17 protein-coding genes are annotated in these 19,412 nt (G+C 42.4%); 5 read left to right on the top strand and 12 right to left on the bottom strand.

Features of this window, described 5'->3' with window-relative positions:
* Positions 1-50: 50 nt before the first annotated feature.
* The gene (locus tag FD724_RS17410) at positions 51-1,595 is read right to left on the bottom strand and encodes an efflux RND transporter periplasmic adaptor subunit (protein ID WP_179073485.1); all 1,545 of its coding nucleotides are present in this window, start codon (positions 1,593-1,595) and stop codon (positions 51-53) included.
* Positions 1,596-2,308: 713 nt separating this feature from the next.
* Between FD724_RS17410 and FD724_RS17405 the strand changes: the two genes are divergently transcribed.
* Together FD724_RS17405 and FD724_RS17400 are read left to right on the top strand one after the other, a co-directional pair.
* Positions 2,309-2,851 carry a phycobiliprotein lyase gene (locus FD724_RS17405; RefSeq protein ID WP_179073484.1) on the top strand — a complete coding sequence of 181 codons (543 nt, stop codon included), beginning with the start codon at positions 2,309-2,311 and terminating at the stop codon, positions 2,849-2,851.
* Positions 2,852-3,111: 260 nt separating this feature from the next.
* On the top strand, positions 3,112-3,441 hold the full coding sequence (locus FD724_RS17400) for an RNA-binding protein (protein WP_012412081.1): 330 nt from the start codon (positions 3,112-3,114) through the stop codon (positions 3,439-3,441).
* A 301-nt stretch (positions 3,442-3,742) separates the two neighbouring features.
* On the opposite strand, the gene FD724_RS17395 is transcribed toward FD724_RS17400, so the two are convergent.
* The 3 genes from FD724_RS17395 to FD724_RS17385 all read right to left on the bottom strand — a co-directional run bounded on the left by FD724_RS17395 (position 3,743) and on the right by FD724_RS17385 (position 7,995).
* Positions 3,743-3,985 (bottom strand): hypothetical protein, encoded by a 243-nt coding sequence (locus FD724_RS17395; protein ID WP_114084493.1) that lies wholly within the window; start codon positions 3,983-3,985, stop codon positions 3,743-3,745.
* 351 nt (positions 3,986-4,336) lie between these two features.
* Positions 4,337-6,049 carry a diflavin flavoprotein gene (locus tag FD724_RS17390; RefSeq protein ID WP_114084491.1) on the bottom strand — a complete coding sequence of 571 codons (1,713 nt, stop codon included), beginning with the start codon at positions 6,047-6,049 and terminating at the stop codon, positions 4,337-4,339.
* 221 nt (positions 6,050-6,270) lie between these two features.
* Positions 6,271-7,995, bottom strand: a complete 1,725-nt coding sequence (locus tag FD724_RS17385) for a diflavin flavoprotein (protein WP_179073483.1) — start codon at positions 7,993-7,995, stop codon at positions 6,271-6,273.
* Positions 7,996-8,104: 109 nt separating this feature from the next.
* Between FD724_RS17385 and FD724_RS17380 the strand changes: the two genes are divergently transcribed.
* Positions 8,105-8,914 (top strand): pantothenate kinase, encoded by an 810-nt coding sequence (locus FD724_RS17380; RefSeq protein ID WP_179073482.1) that lies wholly within the window; start codon positions 8,105-8,107, stop codon positions 8,912-8,914.
* Between the two features lie 138 nt (positions 8,915-9,052).
* Here the strand turns inward: FD724_RS17380 and FD724_RS17375 are convergent, their stop codons facing one another.
* Together FD724_RS17375 and FD724_RS17370 are read right to left on the bottom strand one after the other, a co-directional pair.
* The gene (locus FD724_RS17375; RefSeq protein ID WP_179073481.1) at positions 9,053-9,865 is read right to left on the bottom strand and encodes an alpha/beta fold hydrolase; all 813 of its coding nucleotides are present in this window, start codon (positions 9,863-9,865) and stop codon (positions 9,053-9,055) included.
* A 221-nt stretch (positions 9,866-10,086) separates the two neighbouring features.
* Complete coding sequence (locus tag FD724_RS17370; protein ID WP_114084487.1) at positions 10,087-10,581, bottom strand: NUDIX hydrolase; 495 nt, start codon at positions 10,579-10,581, stop codon at positions 10,087-10,089.
* Between the two features lie 446 nt (positions 10,582-11,027).
* Between FD724_RS17370 and FD724_RS17365 the strand changes: the two genes are divergently transcribed.
* Both FD724_RS17365 and FD724_RS17360 read left to right on the top strand, forming a co-directional pair.
* A complete protein-coding gene (locus FD724_RS17365; protein ID WP_114084486.1) occupies positions 11,028-11,633 on the top strand; it encodes a PEP-CTERM sorting domain-containing protein in 606 nt (201 codons plus the stop codon).
* A gap of 537 nt (positions 11,634-12,170) precedes the next feature.
* On the top strand, positions 12,171-12,338 hold the full coding sequence (locus tag FD724_RS17360) for a hypothetical protein (RefSeq protein ID WP_012412073.1): 168 nt from the start codon (positions 12,171-12,173) through the stop codon (positions 12,336-12,338).
* Positions 12,339-12,579: 241 nt separating this feature from the next.
* Here the strand turns inward: FD724_RS17360 and argH are convergent, their stop codons facing one another.
* The 6 genes from argH to ispF form a co-directional block, all read right to left on the bottom strand.
* Positions 12,580-13,965 (bottom strand): argininosuccinate lyase, encoded by a 1,386-nt coding sequence (gene argH / locus FD724_RS17355; protein ID WP_179073480.1) that lies wholly within the window; start codon positions 13,963-13,965, stop codon positions 12,580-12,582.
* Positions 13,966-14,068: 103 nt separating this feature from the next.
* Positions 14,069-14,278, bottom strand: coding sequence for a hypothetical protein (locus FD724_RS17350; RefSeq protein ID WP_179073479.1), 210 nt, complete (start codon positions 14,276-14,278; stop codon positions 14,069-14,071).
* 106 nt (positions 14,279-14,384) lie between these two features.
* Positions 14,385-15,173 carry a nickel pincer cofactor biosynthesis protein LarB gene (larB, locus tag FD724_RS17345; protein WP_179073478.1) on the bottom strand — a complete coding sequence of 263 codons (789 nt, stop codon included), beginning with the start codon at positions 15,171-15,173 and terminating at the stop codon, positions 14,385-14,387.
* Positions 15,174-15,217: 44 nt separating this feature from the next.
* The gene (locus tag FD724_RS17340; RefSeq protein WP_179073477.1) at positions 15,218-17,002 is read right to left on the bottom strand and encodes an ABC transporter substrate-binding protein; all 1,785 of its coding nucleotides are present in this window, start codon (positions 17,000-17,002) and stop codon (positions 15,218-15,220) included.
* Between the two features lie 100 nt (positions 17,003-17,102).
* Positions 17,103-18,902, bottom strand: coding sequence for an ABC transporter substrate-binding protein (locus FD724_RS17335; protein WP_179073476.1), 1,800 nt, complete (start codon positions 18,900-18,902; stop codon positions 17,103-17,105).
* A gap of 5 nt (positions 18,903-18,907) precedes the next feature.
* Positions 18,908-19,390 (bottom strand): 2-C-methyl-D-erythritol 2,4-cyclodiphosphate synthase, encoded by a 483-nt coding sequence (ispF, locus tag FD724_RS17330; protein WP_179073475.1) that lies wholly within the window; start codon positions 19,388-19,390, stop codon positions 18,908-18,910.
* Positions 19,391-19,412: the final 22 nt, after the last annotated feature.

Here is a 19,412-nt window from a genome sequence, read left to right as displayed (position 1 = left end):
GCTCCAATTAAAAAGGCAAAATGAAAAATTCTCAAAGAGATTTAGAATTTTTAATTTCCTTTAGGGGCTACCTCTGCTGTTTCAGAAATAATCGATAAACGTACAGCGTCTCCATCTTTTAAGGGTTGACCACTGCGAACAACATAGCGTTCTCCCGATCGCAAGCCAGATAAAATTTCCACTTTGCCATCGGCTCTTTTTCCTAATGTCACAGCACGTGCTGCCACTTTCGTGCCGTCTGTTTCTTTGACCACAAATAGCGTTCCAGCAGGGTTTTCTGCCCCGGCGGTATTAGCTGCGTTGGACTGGGGAGACTTACCTGTAGTCTTGGAGTTGTTGCTCCCTGCTTGTTTCTGAATAGCTGTTTGTGGTACGACTACACGCTGTTGAGTCTGGTTTTCAAAGTTGACTCGTGCCAGTAATCCACTGCCAATCTTGCCTTGAGCGTTGGGAATCACTACCTCTACAGGTATTAAGCGAGCCGTAGCATCGGCAGCTGGAGAAATCCGCGTAACTCTCCCAATTAATGTTTCCTTGGGAAAGGCATCTAAGCGCACTTGTACAGACTGTCCAACCTGAATTTGTGCCAGTTCTAATTCAGAAACTTGCACAACGACTTTGACACGGTTAAAATCGCCAATCTTTACGACTTCATTACCTGGTTGCAGAAGATTGCCTGGTTCTGTCACCTTTTCTGTAACTATGCCAGTGATGGGAGATGTCAGCCGAGCGTAAGACCTGCGTTCTTTGGTTTGGGCAACCAATGCCTGTTGGGCCAAAACTCTACCTTCGGCGGCAGCGACGGCTTGCTGTTCTGTACGGACTTGCTCTTGGGCTGCCCGCAGTGCCTGGGCTGCTGTTTTGGCCTGGGTACGTGCTTGTTGGGCAGTTTGTTCAGCGATCGCTCCGGCTTTAAACAACCTCTGTTGCCGTTCTGAATCTGCCTGAGCTTGTACCACTTCTAGCCGCGCCCGTTCAACGTCAGCACGGGCATTGCTTACCTGATTGTTTGCTCTAGCTACTTCTGATTTGAGGGCTGCTAATTCTGCTTCTGCTTGCTTTAATTCAGTCGAAAGTATGGCATCATCTAACTGCCCGACGTTTTGCCCAAGCTTAACTCTATCGCCCACATCAAGGTTCAAGGCTAACAAGCGACCTTCTACCTGCGATCGCAGTGATACGATGCGGAAGGGTGTTGTATTACCTGTATATTCTGGTTGTTTTTCGAGCAAGTCAGTTCTAGCGATCGCCACATCTACAGGCGTTACCCGACTACGTTCCCTATTACCAGGACTCTGAGATTGTGCATCTGCTGATTCTTTGGGCGACGAACCGCAACTTGCCGTCAGCAATCCTATAGCTACCAAACAGGAAATTAATAAACTTCTTACAGAAGTGGAGGAAAAAAAGGAATTTTCCCCTTTCGCTTTGCCACCTGTTGCACAAGTACTGTTTGCAAGAAGTCTACTTTTGAAATCTGCGGTCGCCACCTCAGTTTTCACAACTGAATCTAACTGGATAATTATTAGTTGGTTAGCGACTACGGGATCTTTCATTTTCACCTGTTTGTGCGGCTTATCTTTTTCCAAAATCATCTGTTTTTCTCTTATTGGGGAGCTTTTGGGGTTAAACAGCCGTGTTTTACCAAGTAATTTTGAGAGATATCATTAACAAAAAACGGCGAGAATGAAGCATAAGCTGTATGACAGTAATTTTTGATTCAAAAATTACTGTTTTCCCACAAAATTCCAAAACTTCTCACCGTTCTACTTCTTACGCAGAGGTAGATAATCTTCTTGCAGTTAACAAATTATAAACTTTAGTATAAATATTTGTCATTTTTCTGGAATCTACCCAGAGGAGAAAGCTGGTTTTTTCCAAAGATATGAAGCTTTTTTGCTGAATATCATAATTTGGGCAGTATTACAATAATTACCCTTGTTTTTACCTACTCAATTTATTCTACTATAACTAGCAGGTATTACGGGTATTTACTATTTTATTAAGAATGTTAAAGATTTATTGCTTAATTGTGTCTATAATGTAATAGAAAACACAATTTCTTCTTACCCCCCTTGCGTAATATGGCAAGAAATAGGGCGACAAGTACCATAGCAACCAATACGGTTCGGTTAAAGGGGAAAGGGAAAAGGGGAAAGGTTTTGAATACATCCTTTATCCTTTACCCTTTCCCCAGACCACAAGGAAAGTGAAAAATGCTTATCCGAACCGTATTGCTATAGCAACAACAGGTAAGAATGAACTTTTTTACCAGAAATATATTTGTATTAGGTGAGGAATGTAAGGCGTGACATCTCTGTTTAAAACTGCACAAACCACTGATGAATCCCAGATTTCCGAATTTTTCCAGGAATCAACAGGTAAATGGCGATCGCAACGACGCTACTACACCCTACCGAAGGGAGAAACTAAGGAGATCGAGAGTATAGTTACGATCAATTTTTTAGAGCAGGACTGTGATGAATTACAAAACCTAGCTCAGATGCACGATTTGTCTGATACAAAGAGTTTAATCTGTGGTGCAGCAGTTGTCTGGGAAAGTACGGATTTGCTGACGACAAAGAAAGAATCGCAAGGTTCAACAATATTTGGAGTGATGGGAAATACCTTGTATCGCGATCGCGGTTTTGCCATATCTAAACCAGTCACCGCCCAGTATTATTTCTCCAACCCGAAAACAATGTGTTTGCGAACTGAATACAACGGTTCAGTGTTTGAAGAAGAGTTAAAGCTAATTGGCAGTAAATACCGCACCAGACAGACTATTATCTCTCGTGCTGGTGAACAGTTGATGATTGGTCAATATTTAGAAAATAGAATAGAGAGTTAGTTTATCGGGTGCGGCTGGCTGTAGTCTCACCCGTTTTGAAACTACCTAGCACCTAGCTATCAACTTCCAATATAACTTTTTATAACAATTTTTCAAACTTTCCCCCAGAAAGTTAGTCGCTATGTAAAAATTGGAAGTGAAATGAGAATTAATTCGGCGACAGTGTTTGATTTTAGTATTGACAGGCTTTTCCCTTTTGGTATTACAGACTTCTCTCCGAAATCTAAATCTCTACAAACTTACGATTTTGGAGACATTTAATGTCAATTTACGTTGGTAACCTCTCCTATGAAGTTACACAAGATGCGCTGAGTACTGTTTTTGCAGAATATGGTTCTGTAAAGCGCGTTCAGCTACCTACTGACCGTGAAACAGGCCGTTTACGCGGTTTTGCTTTCGTGGAAATGAGTTCAGAAGACGAAGAAACCAAAGCCATTGAATCCCTTGATGGTGCTGAATGGATGGGTCGTGACCTTAAAGTGAATAAGGCCAAGCCCAGAGAAGACAGAGGTGGCGGTGGTTCTTTCGGTGGTAATCGTGGCGGTGGTGGCGGTGGCTACAACCGTGGCGGTGGCGGTGGTCGCTACTAAATTCAAGCGAAAACCATTTAGTTTAATCTAGAAAAGGCTCAGGCAGAAATGCTTGAGCCTTTTTTATTCCGGTTCAGTTAGTCATAAAAACCTTAACCCAACCCAATACTTCTCGGTTAAGGGGAAAAGGGGAAAGGGAAAAGGGAAAGAAAAAACCTTTAACCCTTACCCTTTAACCTTTTCCCCAAACCCGATTCCGAGTTAAAAATGCTTAACCGAGCAGTATTGTAACCCAACCTATTGCTGGAGTTGATTCTAACTTTGATAAGACGGCTTGCGATCACCCAATACAACCAGGTTATCAGGCTGTCTCGCCGTTTGCAGCTTGTGGCATCGACTCAATCAACGCCCTTAACACTTTATTGACAGATTCTGGTGTAGTGAAAACCTGAGCCACATCTTCATCTAAGACCACAACTGTTAATTGTTGCGTTCCACTACGGGCAGCGAAGCGATTAGGCTTTGCTTTTTGATAATCGAAGCGATACTCAGCCTGAAGCTCGTCGTCAGAATTTTGCGATTGTTCAAAAGGTGTTTCGTTCATAATCTTCACGTTCCTTTCGAGTAGCTATGCAGACGTGAATGTAAGTACAGCAAAGAATTTCGCGCCAAGCTTGGTTTACCACCAGAACCGTTGACATACTCCCCGGCGTGTTCGCCCTTGGCGTTCCCGTTCGCGCAGCGTCTCCGTCAGGAGAAGGGTACGCACGGGGAAGAAGGAGTAATGAGTAATAAGTAATAAGTAATGAGTAAATACCCATTTTTCATCTACTCATTACTCCTTACTCATTACTTTAAAGCATTGCGTGAAGCACGGGGTTTCAGACCCATATTTTTGATGAAGTAGAGGTGAGGGAGAAGAATTAATAACCAATGCCCCATGCCCCATTCCCAATTAATAATGAGTTGCCGACTTGCGATGATGCACGGCTGTGATCCCATCATTATCTAACAATTTGCCATTCTCGACCGTGGCATAAACTAGCCAATGATCGCCAGATTCCATCCGATTTTGTACAGAACATTCCAGATATGCCAAGGCATCTGCAAGTATGGGAGAACCGTTTTCAGCTTCTTGGGCGGCGACATCGGCAAATCGGTCTTGTCCTGGGCCAAAAGGTTTCAGGAAGTGCTTCATCAACCCCAAATGATTCCCTTCTTTAAGAATATTGAGGACAAATTTGTTTCCTGTATGGGTCAGTGTTTCTACTGCCCGTTCTTTAGCGACGGCTATGGTTAAACCAGGCGGATTAAAGCTAGCTTGAGCTACCCAAGAGGCTAACATGGCACTAGAGCGATCGCCTTCTTTGGCAGTTAGAACGCACAGAGAACCAACAATACGACCAACTGCTTGTTCTACAGTAGTAGCAGGTTGACTTGGCGATCGCACTTTTCTAGCTTTCTTCAGTGCTTGGGCAAAGTCGGTTCCGGCTTCTTCACACAATTGTAAGGTGGCATCGTCGGGTTTAAATTTCACGCGGATGGTGTCAAAACCAAACCGATAACCAGCATCTTTTAACTTACCTTCGATTAAATCAACTGCTTCCCCACTCCAGCCAAAGGAACCAAAAACACCAGCGAGTTTATTATTAGTCGCGGTGGATAGCACAATTCCTAAAGCTGTTTGTACGGGTGTGGGTGCATGACCGCCGAGAGTTGGAGAACCCATGATGAAACCACCAGCTTTTTCTACAGCCGCCCGAATTTCTTCTGGTTCAGTAAATTCGCAGTTAATTGATTCTACAGCGACACCGGCTTTGGTGATGCCACGAGCGATCGCTTGGGCTAATGTTGCCGTATTTCCATAAGCTGACGCATAGATTAACGCCACTGTCAAGTCAGCAGAAGTTTGCTGTTGACTCCATTCTCGATAAGATTTGGTCAGTTCGATTAAGCCATAACGTACCAAAGGCCCATGTCCATTGGCATACATTCTCACGGGGAAATCGGCTAGTTTTTCCAGCGCAGTTTCTACTTGACGGGCGTGGGGAGCCATGAGGCAATCAAAATAATAGCGCCGATCTTCGTTATATACTTCCCAGCCTTCATCAAATACCTGATCTCCACAAACGTGCGCCCCGAATAACTTATCTGTGTAGAGAATTTCTGTTTGCGGATCGTAGGTGCAGAGTTGATCTGCATAGCGGGGATTCGGGGTGGGAATAAATTGTAAATTATGCCCGTTACCCAAATCTAGAGTTTCTTCACCGCGCATAACCAGAATTTGCAAATCTGGATTTTCCAGCGCTGCACGTAAATTTATCGCTCCGGGATTAGAACAAACAAAGGTGATTTGTGGAGCAATTGCTAACAAAGCTTTTAAAGTTGCAGCCCGGTTAGGGTTGACGTGTCCCAAAATTACATAATCTAAATCTTCGAGATGGAAACGCTGCTGTAAGGCTTCTAAATAAATTTCTGTAAACGTTTCCCCCGGAGGGTCAATGATGGCATTTTTATCGCTTTCAATTAAATAAGAATTAGCAGTTGTACCCTTGGCAAGGGCATATTCAATTTCAAATCTCAGCCTTGACCAACTGCGCGATCGCAGTATTCTTGTATCTGTAGCTATTGGATAAACTTGAACATCACGAGGTTTATTTTTTGACATGGCTTTATTCGGGAATAGGGCATCGGGTATTGGGTATGGGGCATGGGGCATTGGTTATTAATTAGCACCGTGTGCAACTTTCCTTCAAACCTAACCCCCAGCCCCTTCCCTGCAAGGGAAGGGGAGCAAGAATCAAAGCCTCTTGACCTTTCGGAGAGAGGAATGGAAGTGGGGTTCTAAGAATCGCGTTAATTATTCTCCCTGCCCCTCTGCTCCCCTTGTTAATAGTGATTTCCGACTTTGCGGTGATGCACAGCAGTTAAAGCATCGGGTTTAGAAACTCGTCCGGCGTAGACGGTGCTGTATACTGCCCAATGGTCGCCGCAATCCATTCTACTGACGACTTCGCACTCCATGTAGGCGAGGGCATCGTTGAGGATGGGGGCACCATTTTCGGCTGGCTGGGTTCTTACTCCTTCAAAGCGATCGGCTCCAGGGGCGAACCGTTTCAAAAAGTGCTTCATGAGTGGTTGGAAATTGCCTTCTTCTAAAATGTTGAGAACAAAGCGATCGCCTACTTGCATGAGTGATTCAATCGCCCGATCTTTGGCGACTGCAATGGAAAATCCCAAGGGTTTGAAGCTGGCTTGAGCAACCCAGGAGGCTAACATCGCACTGGATACATCACCTTTTTTGGCAGTAATAATATACAGTCCGCCACTGAGTCTACCCAGTGCTTTATCTAAGTCAGCACCAAGGGATTTCATCGCTTTGATGCTACGATCGCGTGTTACCCATTGAGCTAAGTCTGTACCCGCTTCTTCACACAGCTTGTAAGTGTTTTCTGTGGGCGCTTGTTTAATCCGAATCGCTGGAAAAACTGTTGTCAAACCCAAATTACGGAATTTACTCACTAAAGGATCTATCGGCTCATCATCGCCACCGCCAGTTTCAAATACGCCGATAGCTTGCTTTTCTTTGGCAGATCCTAAAACTGTGCTGAGTGCAGATTGGATGCTAGCAGCACCAGAAGCCGGAGGTAGACCAACAATTAGCCCTGCACAACGGCTAACTAGTTCCCGCAGTTCTTGTAAATCAACTTCAGAACCCAAATCGACAATTTCCACGGCGACACCGGTTTTACCGATCCCATTGGCAATTGCTTGCGCGAGGCGATCGCTATAACCGTATTCGGAAACGTAAAATATTCCAATTACCGTTTCTGGCTTGGCTTGGGTTTGACTCCAAGTGCGGTAACGTCCAACTAGTTCCTCAACATTATGAGATAATAATGGGCCGTGTCCTGTGGCAATCATATCGATGGTTTTAAGTTCCCCCATCCGCTTCAGGGCAGACAAAACCGACCGCGCATTTGGCCCCATCAAGCAATCGTAGTAGTAATGAAAGTCTTCTTCGATCGCTGCCAAGTCTTCATCAAAGGTGCTATCTGAGCAATAGTGCAGCCCAAAAGCGTCGCAGGTGTAGAGAGTTTTGGTTTTGTGGTCGAAGCTGAAAATGGTATCTGGCCAATGTAAATTTGGGGCAATCACGAATTCAAATTCATGACCATTGCCCAAATCCAAGCGATCGCCATTTTTCACAATCCGCCGCTTAAATGGCTGATGTACGAAATCCTCAAGAAACTGAATCGCCACCTTAGAACCGACAACGGTAATTTCTGGAGCCATAAGCAACAAGTCTTTAACCAAACCGCTATGGTCTGGCTCAGTATGGCTGATAATCAAATAATCAATATCTGTTGGGTTGATTAGTCCGGTGAGCGTATCAAAATATAGTTGACGAAACTTTTCGTGGGAGGTATCAACTAAAGCAGTCTGCTCCCCACGGATGAGAAACGAGTTATAAGTAGTGCCGTTTTGCAAACCAAACTCAATATCGAAGCGATCGCGATCCCAGTCTAAAGAGCGAATTGCCGTCGTCTCTTGAGCGATTTCCACAGTCTGTATGGTGAGCCGTTTTTCAGTTTTTTCGGTGAGCGCTACCATAACTCCCTCCTTGACACAATGAGTATTTGTTCCTCTTCTTTTATTGTTACACGTGATGAATGTTAATTTTTATTAAAAAATCTATGGCTGACTTAAAAAAGTTAAAAGTGTGAAACCGCAGAAGTACAGAGAGGAAATTTGGCTAGCGTTGGAAATTGGGAACTCTCGGCTACATTGGGCGTTGTTTATTAGCGAGACGCTTTATTCAGCGTGGGATACTGACTATCTTCCTGAGTCTGTTATACAACAGTTGGCTGAATGTCAAACCCTGAATGATTTACTAGAGAAAATTTTTCCCGAATTTAAATCTCTAACAAACACTCACCTGGTCTGCCCTCTCTTAATCGCCTCCGTAGTTCCCAGTCAAACTGCTATTTGGCAAACTTACCCAAATACTCATGTTATTACATTAGACCAAGTACCGCTAAAAGGTGTTTATTCCACACTAGGAATTGACCGCGCTTTAGCTTTGTGGGGAGCGGGAAAAATTTGGGGTTTTCCAATGTTGGTGATTGATGCTGGGACAGCGCTAACTTTTACGGCTGCGGATGCTAATGAGTGTCTAGTTGGAGGTGCAATTTTGCCGGGGTTGGGCTTACAATTTGCAACTCTCGGTCAAAAAGCAGGACAATTACCATTAGTGGAAATGCAAAATTTTCCATCTCTACCACCACGTTTTGCCATCAATACTATAGAGGCTATTCAGAGTGGAGTAGTTTATACAATATTAGCTGGAATTAAAGAATTTATTGGGGCATGGTTGCAATTATTTCCTGATGGCAAAATTGCAATTAAAGGGGGCGATCGCAGTTTACTACTAAACTATCTACAAGCTTTATATCCTGAAATTACAGCACATTTGCTTGTAGAACCCAATTTGATTTTTTGGGGAATGCAGGAAATAGTAATGGGTGATTAAGGCAACTGAGCCAATTAAATATTTCGCAGCACCAAAAAATGAAAATTTCGATTTTAAGGGCTAGCTATTCTATTATATTGACCCTGGCGTTTATTTAATTAATATAAATAAACCTTCTTTTATGGATATCTGTAATTACTAATTTCCTTTAATAAATTCTTGAATCTCAAGTGCTACAACCCCAGCACAAGATTCCGGTAAATCATTTCCGGCATGGGAAATCATTTTCAACTCTACTTTCGGCATCAGTTGAGCATAAACCCGACTCTTGGCTAAAGCATCTGGTGTATCTTGGCCACCTTGTAAAATAAAAACCGGCACATCTATCATATAAAGCCGCTTTTGCACTAATTCCGCTTCAATTTCTATCTGTCGCCGTTTGAAAAGTAATTGGCAACCTCTGGGATAAGGCAATAGCGACTGACGCAACTGCAAGTCTTGGGCAATTTTCTCATGCCAACCCAGGATTTTAGTTAAGGGAGTTAGCGATCGCAACAATTTAACTACTAGTGGTGGATAATTCAATAATCGCCGCATCTTCCGGCAATACTCTTCCTGTCCTGCTATCTCTACGCCCTCTGGTGCAAGCAGTACCAAACCATCGATTTTCTCAGGATACTTTAAAGCATAACTAGCAGCAATCCAACCCCCAAGAGAATGTCCTACTAAATATACTTTTTCTAGCTTGACAGCTTGCAGAAATTCAGCTAAACACTCTACTTGCAAATCTATTGAATGGTGGATATTAGGATTCTCTGACTCACCAAACCCTAATAAATCAGGTGCAAAGCAATGGAAATCTTGTGCAAGGGACTCCATCACAGATAACCATTGACTGCTTTCATTCCAAGCACCATGTAAAAAAATTATAGGAGTTTTTTCACCGACTTCACGCCAGAATACAAGCCCTTGAGAGAGCTTTATCCGGGAGTTACGGAATAGTGTATTCATTTTAATTTAGTAGTTAACTTTTAGCACCATAATAAATAGTCATTAGTCATTAGTCATTTGTCACTAGTCATTTGTCATTACTTTTGGGCAAATTAAGTCTGAGCCGTTAGCGTAGCGTCTCGTAAAGAAGCTTCCTTAAATCAGAACTTTGGCGGCAAATGACAAAGGACCAATGACCAATGACCAATGACCAATGACCAATGACTAATAACAAAATATTGTTATGCCAGTGTTGTCAAGCCATTTAAGTAGTCTTGCAACTGCCTAGTATGGTCGTGAGACATCTGTCCTGAAGGTAGCAAATTCGGAGAAAAAGCTTGGATTTCCATGACTTCCAAAGTATCTTGAATCTCCATTGTCCCATGCACCTCGGCTTCAACCGCAATACAAATTGAATGGATTCTGGGATCGCGGTCTGGTGCAGAGTAAACTCCTACCAAACGGTTGATTTTCACCAATTCTAGCCCGGTTTCTTCGATCAATTCCCGGCGGACTGTGTTGGGAATATCTTCTCCCCAATCCACCATGCCTCCAGGTAATGCCCAAAGACCATCATCACGCCGTCGGATCAGTACTATCCGACCATCAGGTAAAATTGGGATGATACTAGTACCAGTAATGGGATGACGAAATATAATACCCAATACTGTTTGTCCAATACGCCATAAGCTACGTGTGGACTGGACAGCTGCCGGAAAAAAAGCAATAACGTTCAATCTTCAAAATTGATATGTTGTATTCTATATCTCTCTACCACTTACATAAACTCAACTCATAAAATTTCGTCGAGTTTTGTTTTATACAAAACTGTTTGTGGTTTGAGATTTTATTCTCACGATTTACGTAGAATATCATTAATCTTAACATTAACTTTCAATAGAAGCACTGTATTTACATATACATACCATTTGTTAAGTTAGAAAACTTTTCAGTTTATAAATAACATTAGCTTTGCTCAAACCAGCTATCATTAATATTTTTTCAATGCACTTTCAAAAAATTAATCTGAATAAGTATGTCTAAATTCTGAATTTTAAACAGGCAATTAAGCGGTATTGGAGATTGCCACCAAATTCTTGCTAATTCAGCTTAATATACGAAAATCCTTTACAAAAACCGCGATCGCCTTTGGTGTGCTAAAAGCGATCGCACAAACAACCCAATGAAAAATCTAGCTCTACTATCTGCCATAGCCCTCACCACCACATCTGGATTGGTTTTCGGTACAATGCAAACCGCCTCTGCTTTAACTTGGAATTGGAATTATTCTGGTACTGGTATAGAGGCGATTGGTACTTTTACCACTGATAACACCTCTGACGATTTGGGTTTTTATCAGATTTTAGGAATTACGGGTACACGAAATGGTGAAACGATTACTGGTCTGCAACCTGTAGGCACTCCAATACCAGGAAACGAACCTTTTAATGTTGACAATTTAATTAGTCTTAATACTCAGCAGTTAACAGGTGATGGTTTTGGTTATTCTACATCGGGGGGAAACTATTCTAGTCCATTTTTCGCTAGTTTTTTACCAACGCCAAGTTATTTAGAAGTTTTTTCTGTTCCACCACTGATACCAGGTTTTGAAAATTTGGGGACGGAAGATAGTGAGTTACCCATCAGTTTTTCTGCAAGCATAATCACCGTACCTGAACCCACCTCTATCCTTAGCTTATTTGCCCTCGCTACTGTTTGTGTCCCTTCAGCACTCAAACGTAATAAGCCATCTAAATTAACTGATAAGAAGCTTGAAAAAGTTTCCTAAAACCATCAATAAAAGGCTTTGTTGCACGAATAGGGAAAAACGGTCAATTTTGCTTGTACCTATTGCATTTGCTTTGAATGAAGTTGAAAACAATGTATTCAGTTGAAGTTTAGCGAATACTGAATTTTATTAGTAGGATAGCTTCCAATACTGCTTTGTTAATGGAAAAAAGGGAAAGAAAAAATCTTTAACCCAAGCCCAGTTATCTTTTACCTCAGCCAAATTCTTTGTGTAAAATGTCTGACTCCGAGCAGTATTGAGATAGCTTCTTCATTGGTTTGTTGCAAGAACAACTAGTTAGCTAATTTACGTATTTTTGATGTATTTGCATCTAATAAAATATATTTTTTGTCTAGCTGGTGGGGATAATTCTAAATTGTTATTGACAAAACAAGGTAAAACGCGGTAGACTAGTACACTGTTTAAAGCGTATTGATTGCTGCACTAGGCTACAAGTATATCAATAACATTGGTAGCTAATATTGCCTACGTGATGCCTAGTTGCTACTCTTTTGTTGTTTATTTAATGAGGTGAACATGGCCAAGCGCCGTAACCCGAAAAAAGAAAAGGCGCTACGGAACCAGGCGTATGCCAGAAAGTTTCGTAAACGAACTACGACAGGAAGAATGCAGAGAAGGTTCCAACAAAGACCACCCAAGAGTGAAGAAGAAGAAGGCGCAGCAACAGCAGCTGACACTGACTAAGCTGTCTGCTTAAATCCTTTTTATATAGATTATTTATTGTTTAGGGCGCACATTTGTACGCCCTTATTTATTATTGCGTATGGGGCATTGGGGATTGGGCATGGGGCATGGGCAAGAGGACTTGGGGACAAGGAGAATTGGGGGCAAGGGGAAAGACTTGTTTCAAGTTCTCACCTCTTGTCCCCTTGTCCCCTTGTCCCCTTGTTTCCCCTGCTCCCCCTGCTCTCTACTCCCCATTCCCTTATTGATCGATTTGGGCGCGAGCCGCTATGAGTGCTTTACTAACCTGTACAAAGCCAGTACCACCGTGACTGTTGCGGGCTGCCACAACTTGACGGGGGGATATTGCCTCATAAATATCTGCTGCAAATGCCGGATGTAGTTGTTGCCACTCTTCCAATTCCAAATCTTTCAGGAGTTTACCTGCGGCAATACTAGTTTTGACCACCTTACCTACGAGGTTGTAAGCTTCCCGGAAAGGAACGCCCCGTGCTGCCAGGTAATCTGCTACATCGGTAGCGTTGGAAAAATCTTCGGTTACGGCTTCTGCTAGACGCTGGGTACGAAATTCTAAGCCTTCTCTGAGCAAAATCGTCATTGCTTCTAGAGATGCTTTGACTGTGTTAACGCTGTCAAATAGACCTTCTTTATCTTCTTGCAGGTCTTTGTTATATGCCAGAGGTAGCCCTTTCATAATCACCAGCATTGCCTGGAGATGACCAAATACACGCCCTGTTTTCCCCCGCACGAGTTCTGGGACATCGGGGTTTTTCTTTTGAGGCATGATACTGGAACCTGTAGCACAGCTATCTTTGAGGGTGACAAAACGAAATTCTTCAGATGACCAAAGAATGACTTCTTCTGCAAGGCGGCTGAGGTGAACCATAATCAAGCTAGCAGCACACAAGAATTCGATCGCAAAATCGCGATCGCTCACTCCATCAAGGCTGTTAGCATAAATATCATCAAAATCTAATAGCTTGGCTGTGTAGTGGCGATCGATGGGGAAAGTAGTTCCCGCTAAAGCACCACACCCCAAAGGTGAGATATTGACGCGGCGAGAAACATCTCCCAAACGTTCCCAGTCGCGTTGCGCCATTTGAAAGTATGCCAAGAGGTGATGAGCTAAACTCACTGGTTGAGCGCGTTGCAGATGGGTATAGCCTGGGATCAAAGTTTCAACATGCTTTTCAGCTATATCTAGTAGAACACCTTGGAATTCTCGCAATTCGCTTCTGATTTGCTGGATTTGGTCGCGGAGGTAGAGTCTAGTATCAGTACCAACTTGGTCATTACGCGATCGCGCTGTATGCAGTTTTTTACCCACATCGCCGACAATTTCTGTCAGTCGCTTTTCAACTGCAAAATGTACATCTTCTGCATCAACACCAGGCTGAAATCTACCTTGGCGGTACTCTTGGCGAATTTCTTCTAAACCTGCAACCAGTTGCTCACCTTCTTCTGAGGAGATAATGCCCGTGTGAGCTAGCATTTTGGCATGGGCTTGAGAACCAGTCAGATCATATTCTATTAATTCAATATCAAAACTTATACTGGCATTAAAACGAGCGATCGCTGGATGCAACGCTGATTCAAACCTCTGGCTCCAAGTTTGTTCTTTGGTCATAAATATCAAGAGAGTTGGGGAGAGTTAAGAGTTAAGAGTGAGGAGTTATAAGTTTCTGACTCTTAACTTCTCACTCCTCACTTTCAACTCCTAACTTTTAAATTTAACCGTAGCTAGTTAAATTCCGGATCATATAGCCAATGACTAAACCAATCAACAATGCCCACACTTGACCTGTTTGTATAAAGTGACGCCAAGATTTTTCAACCTGACCCATCAAGTCTGGATCGGTAATTGTTTGTGCTAGTAGTGCTGTCAAATTTACAGGCAAATGCCAATATAACCGAGATGTCAAATCGCTGAGATGGCTCATATTTGGTGATTAAGAGGTTGAGGGTGGCAAATTTCAGATCAGTTTATTTTTCAGATAAATTACTGATAACGTACTGAAATATTGGGTGTAACTTTAAAGTCTTAACTCAAGATTCAGCCGATGCCAACCGCAATTTCTCGGCAGTTCGCAAAATTTGCCCCGCTAAAACTGCTGCACCAAAACCATTATCGATATTTACTACACCTACTCCCGCCGCACAAGAGTTAAGCATTGTCAATAAAGGTGCTAACCCGCCAAAACTTGCACCATAACCGATGCTGGTGGGTACGGCAATCACAGGACAACTCGCTAAACCAGCGACAACGCTGGGTAAAGCGCCTTCCATCCCTGCCACGACAATCAACACCGATGCTGACTCAATCAGGTGGCGGTTACTTAATAAACGGTGAATTCCGGCAACGCCAACATCCCAGAGGCGCTGTACCCGGAAACCAGAAAGTTCAGCAGTGACAGATGCTTCTTCAGCAACAGCTAAATCGGCAGTACCAGCAGAAAGAATGGCAATTTCACCTGCAAATAGTGGTTCGATCTTAGGAGGAGCGATCGCACAAATTCGCGCCGAATCGTAATATCGCAAACCGCTAACTTTTGATTGCAGTACGGTATAAACTGCTGGTTCAATGCGAGTCGCCATCACCACCGGGTTGCGGAGGCGCATCACCTCCATAATTTGAGCAATTTGGTCGGGAGTCTTACCAGGCCCCCAAATCACCTCTGGGAAACCAGTTCTTAGCTGGCGGTGATGGTCAATTTTGGCAAACTCACCCACAGATTCATAAGTTAAGTTTTTGAGTGAGTCTAATGCCGTATCTGGCGTAACTTTACCATTGGCAACCGCTTGGAGGAGCGATCGCAAGGTTTTTTCATCTGTCATTAGTCCTTTTTCCTTTATTCTTGCCACTAACCACTGACTAATAACTAATCCGTTACTTTTATTTCATGAATGTTCCAGAATGCACCACCCAGTGCAGAGTATTGAATACCTTCAAAGCGATTACGCACTGCTGACATTGACAAAGCGTTAACTAAGTAAATAAAGGGTAAATTCTCTTGAGTAATTCGCTGGGTTTCTGCATAAATTTCTTTTCGCTTGGTTGTGTCTAATTCCCTTGCCCCTTGAATGTATAACTTAGCAATTTTTGCTTCCCAAGGAGCCACTTCCCAACCTTGAATCGGTTTTTGTCCTGCTTGCGGTTTCTGATTAAACATGTGCAATCCACCTTCGGGCGACCAGACATTAGCCCCATCATTTGGTTCTAAACCACCAGTCAAACCCAGCATAGAAACTTCCCAATCTAATGAGTTTGACAGCTTATCTGTGTAAGTATTCCATGCCAGAGGTGTGAAATCAACTTGAATACCAATTTTATTCAGGTCTTGTTTAATCTGCGACCCAATTGCTTCACGGATTTTGTTACCAGCATTGGTGAGCAATGAGAAGCGGACACGGTTTCCTTGAGCATCTATTAATTGGTTGTTTTCGTTATATTTGAATCCTGCTTTTAGTAACAGTTCTTTCGCCTTTTCTGTATTGTAGTTATAAACTTTTAGTCCTTGTTCAGGCGACAGATAATAAGGGCTTTGCACGGAAATGGGTGAATTTTGGGGTTTACCCAAACCACGAAAAGTATTGTTAATCATTGTTTGTCGGTCAATCGCATAAGCTACTGCCTGTCGAAACTCTACAGTATTAAACCAACGCGATTTTATTGGATCAACCAGGGGTTTTCCATCCCTTTTACCTTTATTTAAATTAAAGAAAACAAACGTTGTACCTGTTGCTGGACCACCATTGAAAATTTTGAAATTCCCCTGTTCTTCTTGCACCTTTAGCAAAGAAAAATAATCTGGTGAGACTCCCACAGTATCTAACCCGCCAGAACGAAATTGCAGCAAGGAGGTATCGGTTGATTCCACAATTTCCCACACAATCCTTTCAATATAAGGTTGGGACTCTCCTTTAGGCCCTTTGCGCCAATAGTAGGGGTTGCGCCTAAATACTACACGCTGACTTGTATCGTAGCGCTCTAGCTTGTAAGGGCCATTAACAATAATTTGATCTGGAGGAGTATCAACGCCCCATTTTGACAAAAATATTGGCTTACCCTCTTGGTCTTTTGTCTTGACAAATGGTTCTAGAGTATGGGCAGGTAAAATTGGCACTCCTAAAGCTCCTAAAAACGGTGCAAATGGTTCTGGAGCTGTAAATTCAATTCGTTGAGCATCAATTTTTCGTACCTTTGGCAATGCCCGACTTTCACCAATCCGTAGCACATCTCTAGCATCTGCGGGAATCGCTTCGTTAAAATAAATTTGGTTGAAGGTAAATACTACATCATCTGCTGTTAAAGGCTGCCCATCAGACCATTTCAATCCCTGGCGTAGGGTAAAAACAAACCGTAATTTGTCCTCAGAAATTTCCCATGATTCCGCTAAAGAAGGCTCGATTTTGCCAGTTATAGGGTTTTCTGTAGTTAATCCTTCATAAATCAAAGGAAAAACATTCGGAGACTCCTGACTGAGAGGATAATTAAAAGTTTTAGGATCACTGAGAATGGCACTTACCAATTGCGGCACTTGAGCAGCTACACTTTTGAAGTTAGCGGGGTTGCAGGCGATAAGTGTAAGTGCTGTTGCTGAAGTCAGAATTATTGGCAACCAAAAACGTTTAATTACCAGAAATATTTTGCTAAAAAATTTCATACTTTTAATGCACAAATAGTTCATCAACCCAACCTACAGGTCTTATAAGTCTTTAAGCGAATTTGATATGATGAAGTTTAGTTTTGATAACACATGAAAATTAACTAGTTTTTTTAGCTTCTACTACTTTGAGTTCATAAATATTCCAATTGTAACTTCCTATCGCTGAGTATTTTACGTTCTCAATGGTATTACGCACGGCTACTAAAGCTAAGGAATTAAATAGATGAATAAAAGGCAGATACTCTTGTGAGAGTTGTTGGGTTTCTGCATAGATAGCTTTGCGTTTTGTTTCATCGAATTCTCTTGCCCCTTGGATGTAGAGGTCTTCAATTTTCTGCTCCCAATCGGTAGCTTTCCAACCTACTGTTGGGGATTGTCCGGCTTGAGCTTTCTGATTAAATACATGAAAGTTACCTTCTACAGACCAGACATTGAAACCATCTTGTGGCTCAATACCACCAGTGATAGCTCCATACCAACATTCCCAATCTAGGGTGTTAGAAATTTTTTCTCCAATAATACTAAAGTCAAGAAATTGTAAATCAACTTTAATGCCTATCTTGCCGAGATCCTGTTGGATTTTCGGTGTAATTGTTGGTCTATTACCAGCAACACCCATCATTGTGAAGCGGACTCGATTACCATCCGCGTCTAAAAGTTGACCTTTATCATCATATTTAAATCCTGCTCCCAATAAAATTTGTTTAGCTTTTTCTGGATTGTAATCATAAGTTTTTAAACCTTCTTTGGGAGAGAAATAATAGGGACTGGGAACAGAAATTGGAGAGTCTTGTGGTTCACCTAATCCCCGCAAAGTATTGTTGATCATCGTTTGGCGATCAATAGCGTAGGCGACAGCCTGTCTAAAAGCAACGTTGTTAAAAATTCGGGACTTAATAGGATCTACAACAGGTTTGCCATTGCGACTACCTTTGTTGAGATTGAAAGTTATAAAACTTGTCCCAGAGTCAGGCCCAGCATTTTTAATAGTAAAGTTACCCTGCTTTTCTTGACGCTTGAGCAATTGAAAATTTCCAGGCCCAATTTCTAGTAAATCTAACCCTCCAGAACGAAATTGCAGCAAAGCTGTATCAGGCGATTCCACAATTTGCCAAATTACACGCTCAATATATGGCAGTTGTTTTCCTTGTGCATCTTTTTTGCGCCAGTAGTAAGGATTGCGCCGAAATGTTAAGCGTTGATTGGTTGAATAACTCTCGATTGCGTAAGGGCCATTAACAATAATTTTTTTCGGATCTGTGTCGGTTCCCCAAGTGGACATAAACACTGGCTTACCGTCAGAGTTTTTCGCTTCCACTGCTGCACGCAGGGCGTGTTCTGGTAGTATTCCTACCCCTGCTGCAATCGATCGCAAAAAAGGAGCAAACGGTTCTGGCAGAATAAATTCTACTCGGCGTTCATCGACTTTGCGGACTTTGAGAAAAGTCTTACTGCTCCCAATTTTGAGAGCATCTTGGATATAAGTGGGAATGCGCTTGTTCATGTAGATGTCATTAAAAGAGAAAACGACATCATCGGCTGTTAATGACTTACCATCCGACCACTTCAATCCTTCTCGCAAGGTAAAGACAAACCGCAGTTTGTCTGGGGAAATTTCCCAAGATTCAGCCAAAGCTGGCTCAATTTCTTTAGTTATTCCGTTTTGAGTCGCTAATGCTTCATAAGTGAAACCAGAAATATTGGGAGATTCTTGGATGAGAGCGTAGTTAAAGGTTTTAGGGTCACTCGTAGTAGAAACAACTAACTGTGGAACTTGTGCAGCTGCGGTTTTAAAGTTAGATGGATTGCACGCGGTAACTGTAATTGCTGTTGCCGAAGCCAGAATTATTGGTAAGCAAAAACGCTTAATTATGTGAAAGATTGTCGAATATTTCATAATTTTTATTCTTTCAAAAGCAAGACAACAGCATAAGCAGATATACCTTCCTCACGTCCAACAGGGCCTAATTTTTCGTTAGTGGTAGCTTTGATGCCAATTTGATTTGGTTCTAATTCTAAAATCGCCGCTAGCTTGTCGCGCATAGTGTGAATATGCGGCTTTAATTTGGGACGTTCTGCTACTATCACCGAGTCAATATTTCCTATTTGCCAGCCTTGATCCCGAATCAGTTGATGTACTTGAGTTAATAGTACTAAACTATCTGCTCCCGCCCATTTGGGATCGCTAGGTGGAAAATAATGACCAATATCCCCCAAAGATAATGCCCCAAGCATGGCATCCATAATCGCGTGCGTTAATACATCAGCGTCACTGTGTCCTAATAAACCCAGTTCATGGGGAATTTTAATTCCACCCAAAATCAAAGCGCGATCGCTCACTAATCGATGGATATCGTAGCCGTTACCAATACGAATTTTTGTCATTTGTCATTTGTCATTTGTCATT

Source organism: Nostoc sp. C057 (assembly GCF_013393925.1).
GTDB lineage: Bacteria > Cyanobacteriota > Cyanobacteriia > Cyanobacteriales > Nostocaceae > Nostoc > Nostoc muscorum_A.
This window is presented reverse-complemented; position numbering and strand designations above follow the sequence as displayed.

Excerpts from the sequence above, each read along its gene's own strand:
- FD724_RS17350 (WP_179073479.1), bottom strand. The coding sequence starts at position 14,278 with ATGAGCCATCTCAGCGATTTGACATCTCGGTTATATTGGCATTTGCCT.
- FD724_RS17410 (WP_179073485.1), bottom strand. The coding sequence starts at position 1,595 with ATGATTTTGGAAAAAGATAAGCCGCACAAACAGGTGAAAATGAAAGAT.
- larB (WP_179073478.1), bottom strand. The coding sequence starts at position 15,173 with ATGACAGATGAAAAAACCTTGCGATCGCTCCTCCAAGCGGTTGCCAAT.
- FD724_RS17365 (WP_114084486.1), top strand. The coding sequence starts at position 11,028 with ATGAAAAATCTAGCTCTACTATCTGCCATAGCCCTCACCACCACATCT.
- FD724_RS17400 (WP_012412081.1), top strand. The coding sequence starts at position 3,112 with ATGTCAATTTACGTTGGTAACCTCTCCTATGAAGTTACACAAGATGCG.
- ispF (WP_179073475.1), bottom strand. The coding sequence starts at position 19,390 with ATGACAAAAATTCGTATTGGTAACGGCTACGATATCCATCGATTAGTG.
- FD724_RS17390 (WP_114084491.1), bottom strand. The coding sequence starts at position 6,049 with ATGTCAAAAAATAAACCTCGTGATGTTCAAGTTTATCCAATAGCTACA.
- FD724_RS17340 (WP_179073477.1), bottom strand. The coding sequence starts at position 17,002 with ATGAAATTTTTTAGCAAAATATTTCTGGTAATTAAACGTTTTTGGTTG.
- argH (WP_179073480.1), bottom strand. The coding sequence starts at position 13,965 with ATGACCAAAGAACAAACTTGGAGCCAGAGGTTTGAATCAGCGTTGCAT.
- FD724_RS17385 (WP_179073483.1), bottom strand. The coding sequence starts at position 7,995 with ATGGTAGCGCTCACCGAAAAAACTGAAAAACGGCTCACCATACAGACT.
- FD724_RS17375 (WP_179073481.1), bottom strand. The coding sequence starts at position 9,865 with ATGAATACACTATTCCGTAACTCCCGGATAAAGCTCTCTCAAGGGCTT.
- FD724_RS17335 (WP_179073476.1), bottom strand. The coding sequence starts at position 18,902 with ATGAAATATTCGACAATCTTTCACATAATTAAGCGTTTTTGCTTACCA.
- FD724_RS17395 (WP_114084493.1), bottom strand. The coding sequence starts at position 3,985 with ATGAACGAAACACCTTTTGAACAATCGCAAAATTCTGACGACGAGCTT.
- FD724_RS17360 (WP_012412073.1), top strand. The coding sequence starts at position 12,171 with ATGGCCAAGCGCCGTAACCCGAAAAAAGAAAAGGCGCTACGGAACCAG.